Raw genomic sequence first — 19552 nt, 5'->3', positions numbered from 1 at the left:
AATTTAGTATCGTTGGTTTATTAGTGGCAAAATTGGGGGTAGAAATAATTGAAATACAATCAAATACCCCATAAGTTTGCATTCTAAAGCAAAATATAATCTTTGGGCAAAGTAATAAATGCTAATATTGTTAGTATTTTTATGCCAAAACAATTATCTTAATTCTTTATGACCATTGCCAATTTTTATAAAGATTTTGGTTTCACGGAGGCATATGATCTTCAAGAAGAAGATATTTCACAAGACTTGGAAGACTTTCGTCTTTTAGGAGTGGATAAAATTTATTTTTCAGGGGATTATCCGGCTATTTTTTTCAAGGAAATTGCGCAGTTTGACTATAACACACTGAAGGAAATTGCTCAAGTTCAACACTTAGCATGGAATTATAGAAAGGTGATGTTTTTGATTGCTGTTTCACCGACAGAAATTAGAATATATAACTGTTGCAAGAAACCTTTCAATTATGATAAACCAGGAATTGATATTCAAGAACAGACCGCAAAGTTAGAGCTTATAGGTGCATCGCAAAGAGACAAAAAAGCGATGGAAACAATTAAAGATCTTTTTTCCCGAATTGCGGTTGACTCTGGTTTGTTTTGGACTTCTGAAAATGAGCTTCGTAAACAAGTTGATATACAACAAAGGATTGACAAGTATTTGGTGCAATCTCTCCTTACAGCAGCAAAAGAACTAAAGCGGTTTGATTTAAATGATAATTTTATTCATTCCCTTTTGATGCGTTCTATTTTCATTATGTATCTGGAAGATAAAGGGGCAGCGAAGGAGACAAAATTATACTCACAAATAAGTAAAGGGGCTCAAAGCTACCTTGATATTCTTCAAAATAAAAGCGACACTTATACCCTTTTTAAAAAAGTAGAAGAACACTTTAACGGAAATGTTTTTCCAATTCTTAAAGGAGAAGAACGGCAGGTAACAGAACAACATTTAAATATAATTAAAAAGTGTTTAACAGATGGGGATTTATCACATAATCTTAAACTGTTTGAATGGCGTCTGTTTAGATTTGATTTAATTCAAATTGAATTACTAAGTGAAATTTATGAGAATTTTTTAGAGGAGTTTAAAGTAATAAGTAAACAGGAAGCCGGACAATATTATACACCGCCTTCATTAGTTGAACTTATTCTTAATGAAAAGCTGAAAGTAAAAAATGAAACTAACTGGAACATAAAAGTTCTTGATCCGGCGTGTGGATCTGGTATTTTTTTAGTAGAAAGTTTCAAACGCTTAGTAAAAAGATGGAGGAATGCTAATCCAGGTAAGAGAATAGAGTTTAAAGATTTAAGGGAAATCGTTAGGTCTAATATTTATGGAATTGAATTGGATAAGTATGCCATTAGAGTTGCGGCCTTCAGCATTTATTTGGCTATTATTGAGCAATTAAATCCTAAAACATTATGGATTAATCGGTCATATAAATTTCCATATCTGATTAATGATCCAGAAGATGAATTGTTAGAGAATCAAGGGAACAATCTTTTTCGCGCAGATACTATAGGAGAAGTAAATCCTTCTAAGTTGCCATCCTTCGATTTGATTGTCGGAAATCCACCTTTTGGAACAAAGATTAAACTTGATTCTATAAATAAGTATATTGATAAGTATGGTTATGGAAAAGATTTAGTAATTCCTTTTCTTCATAAGGCAATTGATTTTACTAATCACGGGTCTATCGCCTTAATATTTAACTCTAAATTATTAACTAATACAGAAGGTTCATTTCAGAGGTTTAGAAAGTGGTTAATGAACGAAACTTATGTAGAGAAAATTTACAATCTCTCTATTTTTAGAAAAGCTCCCAAAAGTTTTGGTGGGCAGCTTTTTACATCAGCTGTAGGACCTGTGAGTATTGTATTTTATCAAAAGGAAATTCCTAAAAAGATTTCTCCTACAATTGAATATTGGGCTCCTAAAACTTATGTGAAAAATAATTTAGTTGAGGGCGTAATTATTGATGCAACCGATATTAAATTTTTGCCGAGAGAAGAATGTCAAAAGCCGGATACAAAAATCTGGAAGATTGCGATGTGGGGAACTATTGAGGATTTTAAATTCATTAATAAGTTAAATGAATACTCGCGACTAAAATCATTTTTAAAGGAAGGAAAGATCAATAAAGCTACTGGTTTACAGTTTTTAAATAAATCAACTACAAAGCCTTTGTTTGATATTGAGGTGTCAAATTTGCCTTATATTCAACCTGAAAAAATTGAAAGATATTATACATCAAAAGATAAATTAGATAAACTTTCGGAAGGGTTAACGGAAGAATCAATTTTATTGTATAAAAAATATTATAAAGTACAATTTAATGAGCCCCTTAAAAAAATTGATGCTTTTCGACGAATTAGCAAAACGGCAAAGAAGGCATTTGTAGGGCCTCATGTTTTAATAAAAGAAGGATTGACCAACAAAAAGCTGGGTGCATCTTACATTGAGGAAAGTTGTTCTTTTAATAGTACTGTCCTTGGAATTAACGGCGCCAAAAAGGAAATTTTAAAATCGCTCACTTGTTATATTAACTCGGAACTGGCAACTTATTATCTTTTTCTTATTTCATCCTCGATTGGAATTGAAAGAGAAAGGGTAAAGCCCAATGAGCTATATGAGCTTCCTTTCATCTTTGAAAAAGACTCTGCTAGTCATTTAGAAAAGTATCTTGATGAAATAAAAAAACTAATCAAGAAAGACTTTTTAAAACACGTAGATATTAGCGAAATTGAAGTAGCTGTCAATGAAGAGATTTTCAAAATGTTTACGTTGTCGGGGAATGAGCGGATTTTAATTTCAGATTTTATCACGTATACAATGGGGATGATGTTTGATGGAAACAATGCTGTTGCTCTTAAGGCAACAAATGAGGATGAGAATTTTCAATACGCTGAAATGCTTTGTAAGGAACTTAATAAGTTTCTTGGTACAACCTTAAGCGCAAGTGCAAATATTTATTCCGTTGATAAACGGCAGCCGTTAAATATGGTTAAGCTTACTTTCAATGGAGTTAAAAATAGCGTCAGGAAATCGGGGGTTGAAGACTTCAAGCAATATCTTTCTGATATTGATAAATCTTTGCTAAAGCAGGAAGCAACGAACATATTTATCCGGAGACAAATAAAGTATTATGACAACAATGACATTTACATTATAAAACCGAATCAGAAAAGATTTTGGTGTCGCTCAATGGCTATTAACGATTCAAAGGAGTTAATCAGTGATATATTAAAGATGGAATATTCAGAATGAGCGGCTTTCTCAATAAAAATATAATTCATTCTTTCAGGATGCAGTTTGAAGATAACTGTGTCCAGTTACTGCTTGATAGCCATAAAGAGTTATTGAAAACAGGGAAGAGTTTTAAAGAGTCAGACGAAAATGCAATTACTGTTCAGTTGATTGGATGTATGAAGAAGAACCCAATAAGTGATGATTATAAGATTGATATAACTAGGGAACAATATTTTGATTCTGATGAAGTTTACTCCGGTTTGAAAGATCCTGACAAATCTCCTCGTATTGATATCAGACTTATGAATTGGTCAAGTGCTGAGAAAGTTGAGTATTTTTTTGAATCCAAAAATCTTTACGAAAATAATTTTACAAAAGTAGGTCACAAAAGTTCAGTCGATGCTAAGTATTACCAGAAGAGATACATTAATACAGGCATTCAGAATTTTATAAAAGGAATATATCCTCGTGGTTGTCTTGTAGGTTATATTTTGGAAGGGAATCCTGAAGCGGTAGTTGAAAAAATAAACAATCTTTTAAAAGCGGAAATGAGGAATGGAGAATGTTTGTCAAAGAAATTTGTAAATGAAAAATCTCAGTACTGCTTTGTTTCATTCCATAATGGCGGAAGTTTAGATAACCTTTATCATTACATTCTTGGCTTTACTTAGAACTTTCTCCTAGTAATAGATTACAATTTCATCAAGGAAATTCTCACAATGGCTTCTCCGGCCAAAATCCCGCGGCGAACATCCGAACAGTTTAGCTAGCTCATTTAGGTGTAGCGTTTTGTACTTTGCCCGGAAGTTCGGACTTTCTACCTGGCCAATATATGCGGCGCTAATGTTTAAATGGGCAGCAAGATCTTCCGGACTAATTCGCAACTACAATAATATCAAAGAAAAAGGGCTGCTCCTGTTAGAACAGCCCTCTGTACATTTTCCTCTTTCGGAAGGTTGTACCGCGTACGGGATTCGAACCCGTATCACCACCGTGAAAGGGTGGTGTCCTAGCCCTTAGACGAACGCGGCTCGTTTTTGGGAGTGCAAATATAGGGATCATTTTTCCATTATCTACTAAAATTTCTTCCTGATCCTATATTTAATCGCCTCTATATATACTAAATAAAAAAAGCTGCTCTTTTCAGAACAGCTCTTCCAATTTTGCCAAGGTTGAACCTTTGTACCGCGTACGGGATTCGAACCCGTATCACCACCGTGAAAGGGTGGTGTCCTAGCCCTTAGACGAACGCGGCTCGTTTTTGGGAGTGCAAAAATAGGAAACTGTACTGTATCACCAAAAAAAAGCGTACATTCTTTTTAAATATTTTTCAAAGCCCATCCGTTGGCTTTCGGCTATAAAGACACTGTTTTGCCGGTGGCGCCCCTGGCCAACCGCAATATTCTAAGGAGAAGAAAAGGTTCATCATAGCATTTTAAATACTTTATTACTTCCTCCTTTGTCTTTACTTCCTCACTAATGCTTCGCCAATACATTACAGAAATGATCTTTTTATTTTGAAACCTAAACAACATAACAGGGCAATATTGCCAGCAAATATTATCGCCTATATAAGCAATTAGCATATACTGCTTATTTAAACCCAAATACATTAATCGCCTTTCGGGACGCTTACTGAAACGTTTACCGCCAGGGCAATACTGAATCTTCTGGATTCCTGAGTAGCATGCGGGCAGTATCAATTGTAAAAAGGGGGCGGTTCCGCATTAACGATTGTCCATTCATCATTCCAGCAAAGAAATGCTTCTTTGATAAACGCAGGAATTTTATCAACCTCGTAATATGTCTTTAAATCAAGCGCCGTAATTGTTCTCTAATCAGCTAATGGGTTTTCGTGCTATCGGGTCTGCTGATCAATTTAGGGTGAAACGGACACTCTTTTTTCTGCCCATATCCCGGGCCCCAAACAAAAAACAGACAGAAGATCAATAAAAAATATCGCATGCCGCAATTAACGATTTGTTAGCACGCTTTCTTGTTTCTGCCCGTTTTCTTTCACTCTGCTCCATTTGCTTTCAAATTGTTATAAAGCCCCCTCAAAAGCTAGGGTAATTGATTTCATAAGTAAGTGTATGATACCTGTTTAGCCCATTTGGGTAGAAATGCCTCAACGCAACCGGTTGCGGCCCGTTTTGAACACAAATTTCAGCCATTCATTTACAACCAAAATTGTACCTTAGCCCCCGCAATTTTTAACTAACACAAAAATCCAGATCATGAGCACAGTCAAAGTGGCGATCAACGGTTTTGGTCGTATCGGCCGATTAGTATATCGTCAGATTTATAAAATGGACGGCATAGAAGTAGTAGCTATCAATGACCTCACTAGTCCTAAAGTTTTAGCCCACCTTCTTAAATATGATAGCGCTCAGGGTCGTTTCGACGCTGAAGTAAAAAGTACCGAAAACTCAATTATAGTAAATGGTGATGAAGTAAAGATCTACGCTCAAAAAGATCCTGCTCAAATTCCCTGGAAAGAGCATGATGTTGATGTAGTGCTGGAATGTACTGGTTTCTTCACCGATAAAGCAAAAGCAGAAGCGCACCTTACTGCCGGCGCTAAAAGAGTGGTAATTTCTGCTCCTGCTACCGGTGACCTGAAAACAATCGTTTTCAACGTTAACCACAGCATCCTCGACGGTACTGAAACTGTTATCAGCTGCGCAAGCTGTACTACCAACTGTTTGGCCCCAATGGCGCAGGTACTCGACGAAAAATTCGGTATCGTAAACGGTCTTATGACCACCATTCACGCGTATACCAACGACCAGAACACCCAGGATGCTCCGCACCCCAAAGGTGACCTGCGTCGCGCCCGCGCTGCTGCTCAAAACATCGTTCCCAACAGTACAGGTGCTGCCAAAGCTATCGGCCTGGTATTACCTAACCTGAAAGGTAAATTAGATGGTTCTGCTCAACGCGTTCCAACCCTCACTGGTTCTTTAACTGAAGTTACTGCTGTATTAAGCAAAAAAGTAACTGTTGAAGAGATCAATGCCGCAATGAAAGGCGCCGCCAACGAAAGCTTCGGTTACACTGAAGACGAGATCGTAAGCAGCGATATCATCGGTATCTCTTACGGTTCTTTATACGACGCTACGCAAACACGCGTTCAAACTGTAGGCGATGTTCAACTGGTTCGCACAGTTAGCTGGTACGATAACGAAATGAGCTATGTTAGCCAGCTCGTTCGTACTGTGAACTACTTTGCAAAGCTCATCAACAAAGGCGCTGCAAAAGAAAAAGCAAAAGCTTAATAAATAACCAACAGGTTTAGTACACGCTAATACCTGGATTAACCACAAAGATGTTGAAAGCCTGAACCGCGATCAATACCCTTTGTGGTTAGTTTTTTTAAAACATTCCTTCATGTCTACATTCAGCCAATATAACTTCAAGGGTCAGAAAGCCCTGATCAGGGTTGACTTTAACGTGCCGCTTGACAAAAAAACATTTGCCATTACCGACGATACCCGCATCACAGCGGCTATTCCCACTATTAAAAAAATACTGGGCGACGGCGGTAGTGTTATTCTCATGAGCCACCTCGGGCGGCCAAAAGAAGGTCCCGAAGAAAAATCTTCACTCAAACACCTGGTTAGCCATATCTCACAACTGCTGGGTGTTAACGTACAGTTTGCCGATGATTGCATTGGTAAAGAAGCTACTGATAAAGCAGCTGCGTTAAAACCAGGTGAAGTATTGTTGTTAGAGAACCTGCGCTTTTATAAAGAAGAAGAAAAAGGCGATACTGGCTTTGCTGAAAAATTAAGCAAACTGGGCGATGTATATGTGAACGATGCCTTTGGTACCGCTCACCGTGCGCACGCTTCTACTGCTGTGATCGCTCAATTCTTTGCTGCCGGTAAAAAAATGTTCGGCTTGCTCATGGAAAATGAAGTGGCCAGTGCTGAAAAAGTGATGAACAATGCCGAGAAGCCTTTCACTGCTATCATTGGCGGCGCCAAGGTTTCTGACAAGATCCTCATTATCGAAAACCTGCTCGAAAAAGCTACCGATATTATCATTGGCGGTGGTATGGCCTATACGTTCGAAAAAGCACAGGGCGGAACCATTGGTAACTCGCTGTGCGAAAATGATCGCCTCGATATGGCCCGCGAACTATTGAAGAAAGCAGAGGCAAAAGGTGTATGTCTGCATTTCCCCAGCGATTCAGTGATCGCCGATAAGTTCGATGCAAATGCACTTACTTCAAATGCACCCAGCAATAATATCCCCGATGGCTGGATGGGGCTCGATATTGGTCCAAACGCCTGCGTACAATTTGCCAATGTAATAAAACGCTCAAAAACCATTTTATGGAATGGCCCTATGGGTGTTTTTGAAATGGAAAAATTTCAGCACGGTACAAAAACTATTGCAACCGCAGTTGCCGAAGCAACACAGGATGGCGCTTTCTCTCTCGTTGGTGGTGGCGACTCTGTGGCTGCTGTTAACCAGTTTGGTTATAGCGATCAGGTTAGCTATGTTTCAACCGGTGGTGGCGCCATGCTCGAATTCTTTGAAGGAAAAGAATTACCCGGTATAGCTGCTATAAAAAACAGCTAGTAGCTAGTAGAGAGCGGCTAGTAGGGAAAGGCAAAGAGTGGTAATAAGTTAAAAGGAAATGCTGACTGTAGCGGAAACTACGGAAAATAGCGAGTCTTAAATAAAAGCCCCACTGGCCATTTTCCATTTACCACTAGCCCATAACTAATATTCACATGCTACATACTTAAAGCGTAACTTCGTTATATAGTTGATGCCACGTACCCCAAAAGTGCGTGGCATTATTTTTTAGCACATACTCGTAGCCTGAAAGATCAATTATATGAGAAAATTTTATTATTTGCTGCTTTTCGTTGCCTTTGTGACAACTGTTATTTCCTGTAAAAAAGAAAAAAGCAATGAGGACGGAGTTACGCAACCTCCGCCTACAGCTGGTGGGCCTATACCTACAGACACAACACCAACCGGTAATACCGAGGTAGGTGTTTGGAAATTTGTAAATCTCACCGGCACCATGGCCAATACCGCCGAATTTTCTCAGGCTGGTGTGGGCGGAAAATTAGAGAACACCGGTTCATTTACCTCACAAAACAATGGCGGTACCGTTACTTTTAATAATTCAACCATGACAGCCAATGGAATTACCATGGCGGTCAATGCAACTACCACTACCAAAACATACCTCAATGGTGTGTTGGTCGATACCAGGCAAACGCCCCTTAACGAATCATTTCCTGCACAAGATGCTACTTCTGCCTATACCAAAGTGGGCGCCGACTCGCTTCATTTTGCCGACGGTGGTTTTTTAAATGCCCTCACAGGTGGTTTATTGCCAAGCACCCCAACAGGTTGCAAACTGAAGTTTGAAGGCAACCTCATGAAAATGACCATCATATTCGATACTGTTACAACCCAGGATTACCAGGGTGTTCCGGCAAAAATTAAGGTGCATACCGAACTGGTAGCCACATTACAGAAAAATTAATAACTGCCTTGTTGTATTAGTTTGGCGCAACTATCATAATTGTCGCTACCGGAGTTGCATATGCTGGGTGAAATATTACTTTTGTTATGAAAGTAACCCGAATGCGATATTTCACCCGGCTGATGTTTTTCGGCACCTGTTTGCTGCTATTCGTTTCCTGCGGAAAGGATGGAAGTGTTGATACCACCAATATAACACCTGGCGGCAGCACGGGTAACGGTAATGGAAATGCCAGCGGGGCCGAAGCAGGCAATTGGAAATTCATTTCTTTTCAAGAAACTACTTCCCAAATAGTTGAAGTAAATACGGGGAGCGATGCAATAAAAACAATTACCACCAGGGAATATACTTCAGAAAATAATACCGGTAACATCAGGTTCGATGGTAACGCCATGTTCTTCACCAGTGTGGCGTTTACCGCAAATGGTACCATGCAGGTCTCTTATTATACCAATGGCGTGTTCAATGTTACCCAGCAGGTGCCGTTTACCGGCGCGCTGCCTGCTACTACCTCAGCAGCTTATTACAAAAAAATAGGTGCCGATTCATTATACTTTGCCATAGGTGTTGTTACTGGCATAGGCCTCAATGGGTCTGTTGAAACAAAGCCGGCCGGTTACAAGTTGAAATCCGATGGCAATAAATTGTATCTCACGCTGGCAATAAATGAGACCACCACACAAACCGATGCCGGCATAACGCAAAAGGTTACCACAAACACAACCAACGTTACCACTTTGCAAAAACAATAGCAGCGGTTGTAATTAAAGTAATAGTGTTGCGACTAAATAAGGTAAGATCCACAATGTGGGGCGTTAAAGCCCGGCGTAATGAAAGGGCTGTTCTTAACCATTTGTGAATCATAGGAATTATAGATGAGGTGTAGTGAAAAATTGTATATTTATAAGACATAAAACTCTAAATAGTTATGAAATCTCGTAATCTGGTGCTGATCGTTGTAGTTGTATTCATATTGATATTGGGCGGTTGTGGTTGCAATGGATATAATAAAATGGTAAATCTTGATGAAGATGTAAAGAAGAGCTGGAACAATGTACAGAGCGATTACCAGCGTCGTGCCGACCTTATACCAAACCTGGTAAGCACAGTAAAAGGCGCTGCCAATTTTGAAACAACAACGCTTACCCAGGTAATTGAAGCCAGGGCAAAAGCTACATCGGTTAATGTGAATGCCGAAAACCTCACACCTGAAAAAGTTCAACAATTTCAACAGGCACAAGGCCAGTTAAGTGGTGCATTGAGCAGGTTGCTTGTTGTTGCTGAACAATACCCGCAGTTGCAGGCTACACAAAGCTTCAGAGATCTGCAGGTACAGTTGGAAGGAACTGAGAATCGCATTAAAAATAGCCGTAACGATTTTAATGCCACTGTGCAGACATATAATACTACAGTGCGTCGTTTTCCTAATAACATCTTCGCCGGTATGTTTGGCTTTAGTGTAAAACAAGGTTTTACTGCCGATGCCGGTTCAGAAAAAGCGCCTAAAGTAGCATTCTAAAATAATATCCATGGCATTTTTCCCCTTCTCAAAAAGGAAAGAATTTTTTTCGCACGACGAACAGGAACGTATCGTAAGTGCTATCCGTAACGCCGAGCAACAAACCAGCGGTGAAATAAGAGTGTATACCGAAAGCCGTTGCCGTTTTGTTGATCCGCTCGACAGGGCCGCAGAAATTTTCTGGGGTTTGAAAATGGATATGACAAAAGACCGTAACGGAGTGCTGATATACGTGGCCATGAAAGATCACCAGTTTGCTGTGCTGGCCGACCAGGGTATTCACGAAAAGGTAGGACAGGCTTTCTGGAACCAGGAAGTATCGGTTATGAAAGCGCATTTTTCAAATGCACATCCGGCCGAAGCTATTGAAGCGGTGATAAATGATGTGGGGCAGGCCTTGAAAACGCATTTCCCATACGACCGGTCGAACGATAAAAATGAATTACCCGATGACATTGTGTTTGGCAAGTAAGCGGGTTACATGTTACAGGTTGCAAGTTGCACGGGTAACCCCTGGAACCTGAAACTTGTAACCTGAAACAGATACAACGTGACAGGAATTATACCTACAGTAATGAGTAAATTAAGAGTCCTTCTTCTTTCGTTGTCGTTATTCGTGTCGTTTTTGGCGGTGGCGCAAAACATACCTGCCCGGCCAAACCCGCCCAGGTTGGTAAATGATTTCGCCAACGTATTATCACCGCAGGAAGAACAACAGCTTGAACAACAACTGGTAGCTTACGACGACAGTACGAGTAACCAGATAGCTATTGTACTTGTTAATACCCTCAACGATTATCCCATTGAAGAATATGCGACAAAGCTGTTTCGTGATTGGGGCGTTGGTAATAAGAAGAATAACAATGGAGTGGTGATTCTCGCTGCTATTGAAGATCGTAAGCTTCGTATAGAGGTTGGCTATGGATTAGAAGGGGCCATCCCTGATATTATTGCCAATCATATTATAGAAAACGATATTAAACCCAATTTCAGATCGGGTGATTATTATCAGGGCTTATCAAATGCGGCAGCTTCAATAATTAAAGCTGCAGCCGGTGAATATAAAGCGCCTGCAAATTATAGAAAGAAGAAAGGCGGCGGTAGCGCCCTGCCATTCGGCTTCCTGGTATTTATCATCATCCTTATTGCCATCTTCGGTGGCCGCAATCGCGGCGGCGGTGGTGGCTTCATGAGTCGTCGTGGTTCGGGCTGGCTTGGCCCCTTTATATTAGGTAATATGATGGGTCGTGGCAGCAGTGGCGGCTGGGGCGGCGATAGCGGCTGGGGCAGTGGCGGCGGCTGGTCTGGCGGCGGTGGTGGTGGTTTCGGCGGTTTTGGCGGCGGCAGCAGTGGCGGCGGTGGCGCCAGTGGAAGCTGGTAGTTGGTAAGTTGTTCAGTTAGTAAGTTATTGAGTTGCCTTCAACTGAACTTACTAACTGACCAACTGAATAACTGGTCTTTTAATATCTGTAACTAACCCCTATGAATCGATTCCTCTTATTTGTAGCCGTATTCCTGCTGAACATAGTTTCTTTTGCCCAGGAAAAGCGATCTACCTTTATTAAAGATCAGCCTTTGCCTGCGCAGCTGGTGAACGATTTTGGTAAGTTCCTTACAAAGGTCGAAAACGTTAACCTCGAAAGAGAGTTAAGGTCCTTTCGGGATAGAAAAGGCTATTCTGTAGTTGTGATCACACTTCCAGGCTTAACCGATAATAAGGGTACCGAATTTACTATTGAAGAAACGGCACAGCTCTATTTCAATAAATGGGGTATTGGCGATAATGTAAAAAATGATGGCGTATTGATCTTGCTTAGCAAGCAACCCCGCCGTATAAGAATACATACCGGTTCGGGTATGGCATCCCTGCTTACAAACGCCAATTGCGCAAGCATCATAAACCATACTATGGTACCCAACTTCAAAGCCGATCTGTATTTTACCGGGTTGAAAGATGCCGTTAAAGATATTGAATCACATATCGATGATAATGAAGCAGCCAATAAAGCACAGGATGTAGCCAATATGTCTGCGGGTCAAACGCAACCCGCTTATACCAGTGAGGGGGTAGCGCAGCCGCGTGAAGAAATGACGTTTGCTAAATTCATGTATGGATTTATTCCCCTGGTTACGCTGGCATGGCTGTACTTCAGGTACAGGTTAAAGAAAGCGGCACTTGGCAGGCCGGGTGTTTATTCCGGTAACGGGTATAATAGCGATGGTGTAGTTGTTAATAATATAAACAGAATAAGCAATAATAACTGGGGCAGTGGCAATGGTGGTTCAAACCGCAGAAGAAGTTGGTTTAATTTTGGTAGTTCGGGCAGCAGCAGCTGGTTTAGCGGTAGTAAAAGTTCTTCTTCAGGTTCATCCGGTTCTTCTAATTCGGGTAGCAGCAGCTCATCGTCTGGTGGTGCTTCGGGTAGTTATGGTGGTGGAAGCAGCAGTGGTGGCGGCGCCAGTGGGAGTTGGTAAGTTGCAAAAAATAAGCGGTAGGTGCTCTTGAATTTCATTTGTAAGGCTTGTAAATGCCTGTTGTTCACAATGTGCACGGTTGGTGTTCGGTATGCAAATAAGTTTAAAAAGCACGCTTATGTTTATATTTATTGTGTTTATCGTTTTGATCATTTTCTTTGTGGTTGGCCAGTCGATATTTAAAGGATCTTCAGGAGCTGCAAGTAGCACAAGAGCTTCTGATGATAATACTCCCGACAGCTCGCCTGTATTTTATGCTGGCAGTAATGACGATTGGTCATCAAACAATAACGCAGCGGCATCAGTTTCTTCATTTAGTTCAGATTCTTCCTCATCTTCTTTCGACTCATCGCTGTCTTCTGGTGATAGCGGCTCTTCGGGTGGTGGCAGCAGCGATGGTGGCGGCGCCTCAGGAAGTTATGATTAGTGAATTATTAAGACATTCATAAAAGTAAAAGGCCACCCCGTTATTGGGATGGCCTTTATTAATTTAATTAAGCAACTACTTAGAAACTCTTCTTATCGTCGCCTTTTATTTTCGAATTGATATAATCAGTTTGTTCTTTCGCTTTTGCTTTATCTGCTTCGGCAGTAAAGGCGGCATTCTTTTTATTGATCACCGTTTGCAACATATTATTTACAAAAGGAACAGCGCCATACGGAGCCAGCTCATCTCTGAAATCAACTACCAGGTCAACACCCTCTTTTACTTTTTTGGTGTCTTTTACTATAGTAAGAAAATCGCAGAAGGGTTGCAGCAGATTGAATTTCGCCTGTGAAATAGGCATGTTCTTAAACGCTTTGGCTATTACGTCAAAACTGTTTTCGTCGCCCGATTTAACCAGGATAACAGTGATGGCTTCCATCAGCTTGTTCTTGGCTTCATATTTAGTAAGGCGTTTTGCTTCGGCAACAGCGGCTGCGCTATCCAGTTTGAAGAGTGATTCAAGGGCTGTACCAGCTACAGTATATGATGAGTCGTTAACGCTTTTGGTGAAAAGCGATTTGTAAGTACCATCATTATACAGGGCAAGTGCTCCCAGGGCATTGGCGCGTACAGTTGTTTTTGGGTCGCGTTGTGCTATTTCAGCAAGAGCAGGCTCAACTGCTTTTCTTACTGTTTCATTTTTTAAATCGAGCTTGCTAATGGCAAATGAACGTAAGCCATGGTATTTGTCTTTTAACGCCAGGGCCATCAGCGCCAGTGCTTTTGGATTATCCTGGCTTTTGCTTGCGAATTCAATTGCTTCGCGGCGATCGAGGTACTGGCCTGCATATTTATACTGATGTATAAAGTTCTCCAGCGTCTTATTATCCTTTTTCTCGGTCAGCAATGTTTTTTGGGCATCTACATTCACCAGGTCGGGGCGGGCGGTGTAATTAAAAGTGAAAGATTCTTCTCTGTTCTTCACCCAAACCTCATGACGTACTTTTTCTGCCCCATTATAAATATCTATAGCAATGGGTAAAGTAAAAGTTTTATCACTGGTTTGTGTTTGCGTAATAGTAACTTTTACTTTTTTGGCGTTATCGTCGTATGCATAGTCTATTGAAAGTTTGGGATGACCGGCACCAAAATACCATTGGTTCCAGAACCAGTTAAGGTCTTTACCGGTAACTTCTTCAAAAGCCAAACGCAGTTGATGTGCTTCGGCCGATTTGTATTTATTGGTAGTTAAGTACAGGTTAAGTGCTTTGAAGAACGCGCTATCGCCTACATAACTACGCAGCATATGTAAAATGCGGCCGCCTTTGTTATAGCTAACTGCATCAAACATCGCTTCTTTGTCATTATAATAAAAGCGTACCAGGTCTTTTTTGTCGCTTTGGCTGCCAAGGTAGCCTTGCATATCGCCAAAGTTCTGTGCATCGCCGGCGTCTTTACCATATTTATATTCATCCCACAGGGTTTCACTGTAGTTGGCAAACGATTCGTTCAACGTAAGATTACTCCAGCTTTCGCAGGTAACCAGGTCGCCAAACCATTGGTGAAACAGTTCGTGAGCAATAGTGCTTTCCCAGCCATTGCCATCGAGCAGTTCGCGGGCATCTTGTTGAGCGCTTTCCTGGTGCAGGGTAGCGGTGGTATTTTCCATAGCGCCGCTCACGTAATCGCGACCCACTATTTGTGAATATTTTACCCAGGGATATTCAACACCCAGTGCTTTTGAAAAGAAGCCCATCATTTCAGGGGTATTGCCGAAAATTTTTTTGGCAACGGGTGCATATTGTTTTTCTACATAATAATTAACCTCTTTGCCTTTATAGCTGTCTTTTATGATAGCGTAATCGCCAACACCCATAAAGAACAGGTAGGGGGCGTGTGGCTGGTCCATTTTCCAGGTATCGGTGCGGGTACCATCGCTGTTGTTCTTTTGCAAGGCCAGTTTACCATTTGAAAGCGTAACGTATTTGGCCGGAACGGTCATGGCAAATTCGTTGGTAGTTTTTTGGTCGGGCTTGTCAATAGTGGGGCACCATACCGAGGTAGCTTCCGTTTCGCCTTGTGTCCAAATTTGTGTAGGCTTATCTTTTTCTTCACCAAGCGGGTTAATGAAGTATAAACCTTTGGCGTCGGTGATAGCCGCGCTGCCCTGTACTTTTACTTCATCGGGTTTTGCAGTATATTCTATATATACAATATACTTTTCGCCGCCTTTATAGGTTTTATCGAGTTTGATATCCAGCTGCCATTGGTCGTAATCAAATTTCAAAGGTTGTGAAGAAGCTCCTTTTACGATGGCCACTTTGTGAATATCCATGCCTTTGGCATCGAGCGTAACCGAATCGGTAGGGTAGAAGTGAGGGGCCAGGGTTATCCAGGCTTTACCATTCATTTGTGATTTGCTGTAATCGAACTTAACGTCTAGTTTGGTGTGAACCAGGTCGTTAATACGTGGAGCGCTTTCCCGGTACAGCTTTTTCCAGGAGGTGTCCTGAGCAGCCTCTTCGTGCTGTTGAGCCCAGAGCGAAGGCAGAATTCCCAGGGCCAGAAATACTAACGAAAGCTTCTTCATAATCAATTTTTAGAATTTAGGCGGTAAATATAGGCAAGGAGGTGCTTAAGAAATGTAAAAAAAAGTATAAGTGGCTGTCATGAAAAGGCAATTAACTAGATTTGCCTTTATGAGCAATCGTTACCGCGTTATAAAGCTATTAGTTTTTGTAACAGGGTTTTGTATAGTTTCATGTACAACAGCACTGGCACAGCAGTCTTTATTTGTCTATTTGCAGTCGGAGAACTGGCAGCCATTCTATGTGCAAATAGGCGATAAAGTATATAGTTCCTCCAGCATTGGGCATTTGGTGATCAGCAACCTGCCCGATCAAACCTGCAGTTTTGAAGTTGGTTTTCCACAACACGCCATTCAACCGCAGCGCTTTGCTATTCCCCTTCAAAACCGCGATCATGGCTATCAGCTTATTAAGAACGGTTCAAAGGGGTATGCCCTGCAAGACTGGCAAACCGATGAAATTATAAAGCCTGTAAAGGAAACCGGTAATACAACTATATTATATGGTGAACGCAAAAGCGATGATGCCTTTGCCAATTTGATGGCTGCTGTAGTAAACGATTCCTCGGTGCTGTACACGTCAATAGTTAAGAAAGAAAATACAGCTGTGCCTGCCGTGGCCGCTAATGTAGAAAAGCCGGCAGAAAAGCAGGAGGTTAAGGTAGAAGAAAAGGCAGCAGTAATTGTGGATAGCACTACTGCCGCACTGCCTCCCAATACGCCCCAGGTGGAAACCGCTAACCTGGCCAAAACGCCTGTCATTGCTGATTCGGCACAAACTAAGGCCGTAACTACGATTGATTCGGTGGTAACAAAATATGACCCCAAAGAAAAAGGACTGAGCGATAAGCCTGAGAAACCGGCCGGGGTAGCCAAAGTTCAACAGCAGACAAAAGATGGACAAACCAAAATTGTTTACGTTGATAGCAGTGAATCGCCGGCGAAATTTGTGACGGTTTATATTGAAGATGATAAAAAAGCGGCTGATAGTGCTGCTGCGGTAGAAGTGGCTAAGCCCCAGCCCAGGCAGGAGACGGTTTTGCCTTCGGTTAAACAGGAGTTACAGGTGGAAGTGGTAACTAATGCTACACCGCCTGTTGCGAAAGATACAGTTAAAACAGCCCCGGTTACTAAAGAAGCGGTGGCTGAGCAAATTAAAAAAGAAACGTATTCTGCAGCTTCGGTCCAAGAGAAGAAGACTTTGGCAAAAGATACCACCACCATTATTTTGGAATCGAGCCAGTTAAAAAAGGCAGCTACTGCCGAGCCACAGCCTTTATACCGGCCAAAGGAGGAAACAAAAGCTGAAACGGCCAGGCCTGTTGTTGAGGAAAAGCCAAAAGCCGTGCTTACTCAGCCAGAAGTAAAAGAAGAAAAAGTAGAGCCCGCGGTGGTAAAAACAGAACCGCAACCATCGGTTGAAGTAAAAAAGCCGGAGCCCGAAAAGCCCCAGGTGGTTGAGGAAAAGAAACCAGAGGCCACCAAACTGGTAATGATAAATTCAGATTGTATAAAACTGGCTACCGATAATGATGTAGATAAAATGCGGGTTAAAATGATGGCCGAAAGCGACCTGCAAAAGAAGCTCACTGTTGCTAATAAGTATTTCAAAACCATGTGTTTGTATGCAAAGCAAATAAAGGGTTTGTCCGAACTGTTTACCAGTGATGAAAGCAAGTATAAGTTCCTGGAACTGGCTTATCCATTTGCAGCCGATACGGCCAATTTCAAACAATTGTATGAACTGTTGGGCGAAGAAGCCTATGTAACAAAGTTTAAAAAGCTGGTGCGTTTGCAGTAATACGCAAAATGGCTAAAGATAATGGGAGCTCTCTCGATTCGTCGGGAGGGCTTTTTTGTTTTAAAACACTAGGTAAAGGCAAGGTTTGGGTGTGTTTATGGTACATTCAAACTAAGACGAAACAAAGACCTAACAAAGACCAAACAAAGACTAGATAAGAAGATTTCCTTTGCTTGACCTTAGTTTTTTCTTTTTTAGTCCTTAATTAAGTATTTTCTTTAATATAAGTTAAGCTACACAAAATAAGACCCAAGGCAAGTTGAAGGGGCTGGCTTTGGTGGAGGCCCGCGCAGAAGCCTCGTCAACTCGTCAACCTGTCAACTCGTCAACCAATTCTCCCGACCTTGTTCTGACCTCGTTCAGGACTTGTCCCGGATTTCTCCCGGGTTTTCGCAGGTTTGCCTGGAGAAAGTGGGAGAATCCCGGGAGAAAGGTGCCATGAGATCAGAAGGAGAATAAGAGGAGATTAGGAGGAATGATGGAGCCTGTCGCTTTGAAATTTGGGGTGATAGCCATTAGTTGCGAGTCTGGAGTTATAGAACTGAACAAACTGAATAACCTGATTTATTGCGAGCCCCGAATAAGGGAGAACTGTAAACTGAGAACTATGAACTAAGAACTATATTCGCCCGATGAACCGATATTTTCTCGAAGTATCATATCATGGCGGGCGATATGCAGGGTCGCAGGTGCAGCTGAATACCTTAACGGTGCAGTCGGAGCTTGAAAAGGCCATGGCGGTGTATTGCCGGCAGCCAATTATCCTAACCGGCTCTTCCCGTACCGACGCCGGAGTGCATGCCAGTCAGAACTTTTACCATTTCGACCTTGAAAAGCCATTGAATCCCAAGGCCATATATAATTTCAATGCTATTTTACCACACGATATTGCTATAAAGCAAATTGTACCGGTGCCCGAAACGGCGCATTGCCGCTTTGATGCTATAGCCCGTGAGTATGAATACTTTATACATCAGGTTAAAGATCCGTTCCAGGTTGACCGGGCCTGGTTTTACCCCTATACGCTAAATTGGGAGGCGTTGCAGGCGGCGGCCGGGGTGTTAAAGGAGTATACTGACTTTACCTCGTTTGCAAAACGCAATTCGCAGGTGCATACTTTTAACTGCAGCATTGTGTACAGTGAGTGGAAAGTGTTGGAGCAGGGGGCTGTTTTTAGGGTAAAAGCGAACCGGTTTCTGAGGGGTATGGTGCGGGGTTTGGTGGGTACTATGTTGCAGGTGGGAAGGGGTAAAATAACGTTGCAGGAATTAAGGCATGTTGTGGAAGCGAAGGACTGTACAAAGGCCGATTTTGCGGTGCCCGGGCATGGTTTGTTTTTGCGAAAAGTAGAGTATCCCGAACATTACTTTTCAAAAAGCTGAAATGTTAAAAGCGGTTAAGCATGATAGTGGCGTTGTTGGATGTTTTTTGTAAAATAGTAGAAATAAGTTGTGAAATTATTGGGCAGTAAGTTAAACACTCCTATCTTTGCCGCCCGCTTTACAAAAAAGCACACATCACACAGCTCTTTTCATACAAAAGTTCACCAACTGCACAGGTAAAATAAGCGCCATTTTGAGAGGAGAAACTGGAAGAAAAAGATCGAAAAAAGTTTGGAAGTGAAAAAGAAATGACCTTATCTTTGCAGCCCGGTTTGAACGAAGCTCTTTACAGAATATTGCGACAGAATATAACGAAAACGGTGGAAAAGAAATTGTGAAAAACGAAGAAAAAAATTAGGAAGCAATATTCGAAAAACACTAACTTTGCAGCCCCAATCGAAACGATGGGATAGCGAAGAAAGAAGAAGAGGAGAGAGCAAAAATAACAAAGCAGATAGCAAGTAAGTGAAGAGTGGATAGAGGTAAGGAAAACTTAATATACTTAAAGATCTTTGAAAGTTTGGAAGCAACAGCACTTGAAATACTTTCAAGTAAATCAAGGTAAGATTTAGCGACTCGAAAAAATTAACAGATTCA

15 protein-coding genes and 2 tRNA genes are annotated in these 19552 nt (G+C 41.4%); 13 read left to right on the top strand and 4 right to left on the bottom strand.

The genetic code is table 11. The features are described 5' to 3' along the window. Positions 1 to 168: 168 nt before the first annotated feature. Together GGD38_RS31595 and GGD38_RS31590 are read left to right on the top strand one after the other, a co-directional pair. Positions 169 to 3267 (top strand): class I SAM-dependent DNA methyltransferase, encoded by a 3099-nt coding sequence (locus tag GGD38_RS31595; protein WP_375296357.1) that lies wholly within the window; start codon positions 169 to 171, stop codon positions 3265 to 3267. Beyond that, on the top strand, positions 3264 to 3920 hold the full coding sequence (locus GGD38_RS31590) for a hypothetical protein (protein ID WP_375296356.1): 657 nt from the start codon (positions 3264 to 3266) through the stop codon (positions 3918 to 3920). The genes GGD38_RS31595 and GGD38_RS31590 overlap by 4 nt, the downstream gene beginning before the upstream one ends. Positions 3921 to 4208: 288 nt before the next feature. On the opposite strand, the gene GGD38_RS31585 is transcribed toward GGD38_RS31590, so the two are convergent. The 3 genes from GGD38_RS31585 to GGD38_RS31575 form a co-directional block, all read right to left on the bottom strand. Continuing rightward, positions 4209 to 4280 (bottom strand) — tRNA-Glu (locus GGD38_RS31585). A 152-nt stretch (positions 4281 to 4432) separates the two neighbouring features. Next, positions 4433 to 4504, bottom strand: a tRNA-Glu gene (locus GGD38_RS31580). Positions 4505 to 4604: 100 nt separating this feature from the next. Then, a complete protein-coding gene (locus tag GGD38_RS31575) occupies positions 4605 to 4835 on the bottom strand; it encodes a hypothetical protein (protein ID WP_375296355.1) in 231 nt (76 codons plus the stop codon). Positions 4836 to 5486: 651 nt separating this feature from the next. Between GGD38_RS31575 and gap the strand changes: the two genes are divergently transcribed. The 9 genes from gap (at position 5487) to GGD38_RS31530 (ending at position 13185) form a co-directional block, all read left to right on the top strand. Continuing rightward, positions 5487 to 6527, top strand: a complete 1041-nt coding sequence (gene gap, locus GGD38_RS31570; RefSeq protein ID WP_375296354.1) for a type I glyceraldehyde-3-phosphate dehydrogenase — start codon at positions 5487 to 5489, stop codon at positions 6525 to 6527. Between the two features lie 112 nt (positions 6528 to 6639). Continuing rightward, entirely contained in the window at positions 6640 to 7839 is a 1200-nt protein-coding gene (locus GGD38_RS31565) for a phosphoglycerate kinase (protein WP_375296353.1), read from the top strand. Positions 7840 to 8101: 262 nt separating this feature from the next. Continuing rightward, positions 8102 to 8764 carry a hypothetical protein gene (locus tag GGD38_RS31560; protein WP_375296352.1) on the top strand — a complete coding sequence of 221 codons (663 nt, stop codon included), beginning with the start codon at positions 8102 to 8104 and terminating at the stop codon, positions 8762 to 8764. 86 nt (positions 8765 to 8850) lie between these two features. Beyond that, entirely contained in the window at positions 8851 to 9516 is a 666-nt protein-coding gene (locus tag GGD38_RS31555) for a hypothetical protein (RefSeq protein WP_375296351.1), read from the top strand. Positions 9517 to 9692: 176 nt separating this feature from the next. Continuing rightward, positions 9693 to 10283, top strand: coding sequence for a LemA family protein (locus tag GGD38_RS31550; protein WP_375296350.1), 591 nt, complete (start codon positions 9693 to 9695; stop codon positions 10281 to 10283). Between the two features lie 10 nt (positions 10284 to 10293). After that, on the top strand, positions 10294 to 10755 hold the full coding sequence (locus GGD38_RS31545; RefSeq protein ID WP_375296349.1) for a TPM domain-containing protein: 462 nt from the start codon (positions 10294 to 10296) through the stop codon (positions 10753 to 10755). A 102-nt stretch (positions 10756 to 10857) separates the two neighbouring features. Next, positions 10858 to 11664, top strand: a complete 807-nt coding sequence (locus GGD38_RS31540; RefSeq protein WP_375296348.1) for a TPM domain-containing protein — start codon at positions 10858 to 10860, stop codon at positions 11662 to 11664. Positions 11665 to 11765: 101 nt separating this feature from the next. Then, the gene (locus tag GGD38_RS31535) at positions 11766 to 12758 is read left to right on the top strand and encodes a TPM domain-containing protein (RefSeq protein WP_375296347.1); all 993 of its coding nucleotides are present in this window, start codon (positions 11766 to 11768) and stop codon (positions 12756 to 12758) included. A gap of 118 nt (positions 12759 to 12876) precedes the next feature. Then, the gene (locus GGD38_RS31530; protein WP_375296346.1) at positions 12877 to 13185 is read left to right on the top strand and encodes a hypothetical protein; all 309 of its coding nucleotides are present in this window, start codon (positions 12877 to 12879) and stop codon (positions 13183 to 13185) included. Between the two features lie 79 nt (positions 13186 to 13264). Here the strand turns inward: GGD38_RS31530 and GGD38_RS31525 are convergent, their stop codons facing one another. Further along, complete coding sequence (locus GGD38_RS31525; protein ID WP_375296345.1) at positions 13265 to 15775, bottom strand: M1 family aminopeptidase; 2511 nt, start codon at positions 15773 to 15775, stop codon at positions 13265 to 13267. A gap of 79 nt (positions 15776 to 15854) precedes the next feature. Between GGD38_RS31525 and GGD38_RS31520 the strand changes: the two genes are divergently transcribed. Both GGD38_RS31520 and truA read left to right on the top strand, forming a co-directional pair. Beyond that, entirely contained in the window at positions 15855 to 17573 is a 1719-nt protein-coding gene (locus tag GGD38_RS31520; RefSeq protein ID WP_375296344.1) for a DUF4476 domain-containing protein, read from the top strand. 632 nt (positions 17574 to 18205) lie between these two features. Further along, positions 18206 to 18955, top strand: coding sequence for a tRNA pseudouridine(38-40) synthase TruA (gene truA, locus GGD38_RS31515; protein WP_375296343.1), 750 nt, complete (start codon positions 18206 to 18208; stop codon positions 18953 to 18955). Positions 18956 to 19552 lie beyond the last annotated feature (597 nt).

The sequence above is a fragment of the Niastella sp. OAS944 genome (genome assembly GCA_024809215.1).
Taxonomy (GTDB): domain Bacteria; phylum Bacteroidota; class Bacteroidia; order Chitinophagales; family Chitinophagaceae; genus Niastella.
The sequence above is the reverse complement of the archived record's forward strand: the minus strand, read 5'-3'. Positions and strand labels throughout refer to the sequence as shown.

Excerpts from the sequence above, each read along its gene's own strand:
- GGD38_RS31595 (WP_375296357.1), top strand. The coding sequence starts at position 169 with ATGACCATTGCCAATTTTTATAAAGATTTTGGTTTCACGGAGGCATAT.
- GGD38_RS31590 (WP_375296356.1), top strand. The coding sequence starts at position 3,264 with ATGAGCGGCTTTCTCAATAAAAATATAATTCATTCTTTCAGGATGCAG.
- GGD38_RS31575 (WP_375296355.1), bottom strand. The coding sequence starts at position 4,835 with ATGCTAATTGCTTATATAGGCGATAATATTTGCTGGCAATATTGCCCT.
- gap (WP_375296354.1), top strand. The coding sequence starts at position 5,487 with ATGAGCACAGTCAAAGTGGCGATCAACGGTTTTGGTCGTATCGGCCGA.
- GGD38_RS31565 (WP_375296353.1), top strand. The coding sequence starts at position 6,640 with ATGTCTACATTCAGCCAATATAACTTCAAGGGTCAGAAAGCCCTGATC.
- GGD38_RS31560 (WP_375296352.1), top strand. The coding sequence starts at position 8,102 with ATGAGAAAATTTTATTATTTGCTGCTTTTCGTTGCCTTTGTGACAACT.
- GGD38_RS31555 (WP_375296351.1), top strand. The coding sequence starts at position 8,851 with ATGAAAGTAACCCGAATGCGATATTTCACCCGGCTGATGTTTTTCGGC.
- GGD38_RS31550 (WP_375296350.1), top strand. The coding sequence starts at position 9,693 with ATGAAATCTCGTAATCTGGTGCTGATCGTTGTAGTTGTATTCATATTG.
- GGD38_RS31545 (WP_375296349.1), top strand. The coding sequence starts at position 10,294 with ATGGCATTTTTCCCCTTCTCAAAAAGGAAAGAATTTTTTTCGCACGAC.
- GGD38_RS31540 (WP_375296348.1), top strand. The coding sequence starts at position 10,858 with ATGAGTAAATTAAGAGTCCTTCTTCTTTCGTTGTCGTTATTCGTGTCG.
- GGD38_RS31535 (WP_375296347.1), top strand. The coding sequence starts at position 11,766 with ATGAATCGATTCCTCTTATTTGTAGCCGTATTCCTGCTGAACATAGTT.
- GGD38_RS31530 (WP_375296346.1), top strand. The coding sequence starts at position 12,877 with ATGTTTATATTTATTGTGTTTATCGTTTTGATCATTTTCTTTGTGGTT.
- GGD38_RS31525 (WP_375296345.1), bottom strand. The coding sequence starts at position 15,775 with ATGAAGAAGCTTTCGTTAGTATTTCTGGCCCTGGGAATTCTGCCTTCG.
- GGD38_RS31520 (WP_375296344.1), top strand. The coding sequence starts at position 15,855 with ATGAAAAGGCAATTAACTAGATTTGCCTTTATGAGCAATCGTTACCGC.
- truA (WP_375296343.1), top strand. The coding sequence starts at position 18,206 with ATGAACCGATATTTTCTCGAAGTATCATATCATGGCGGGCGATATGCA.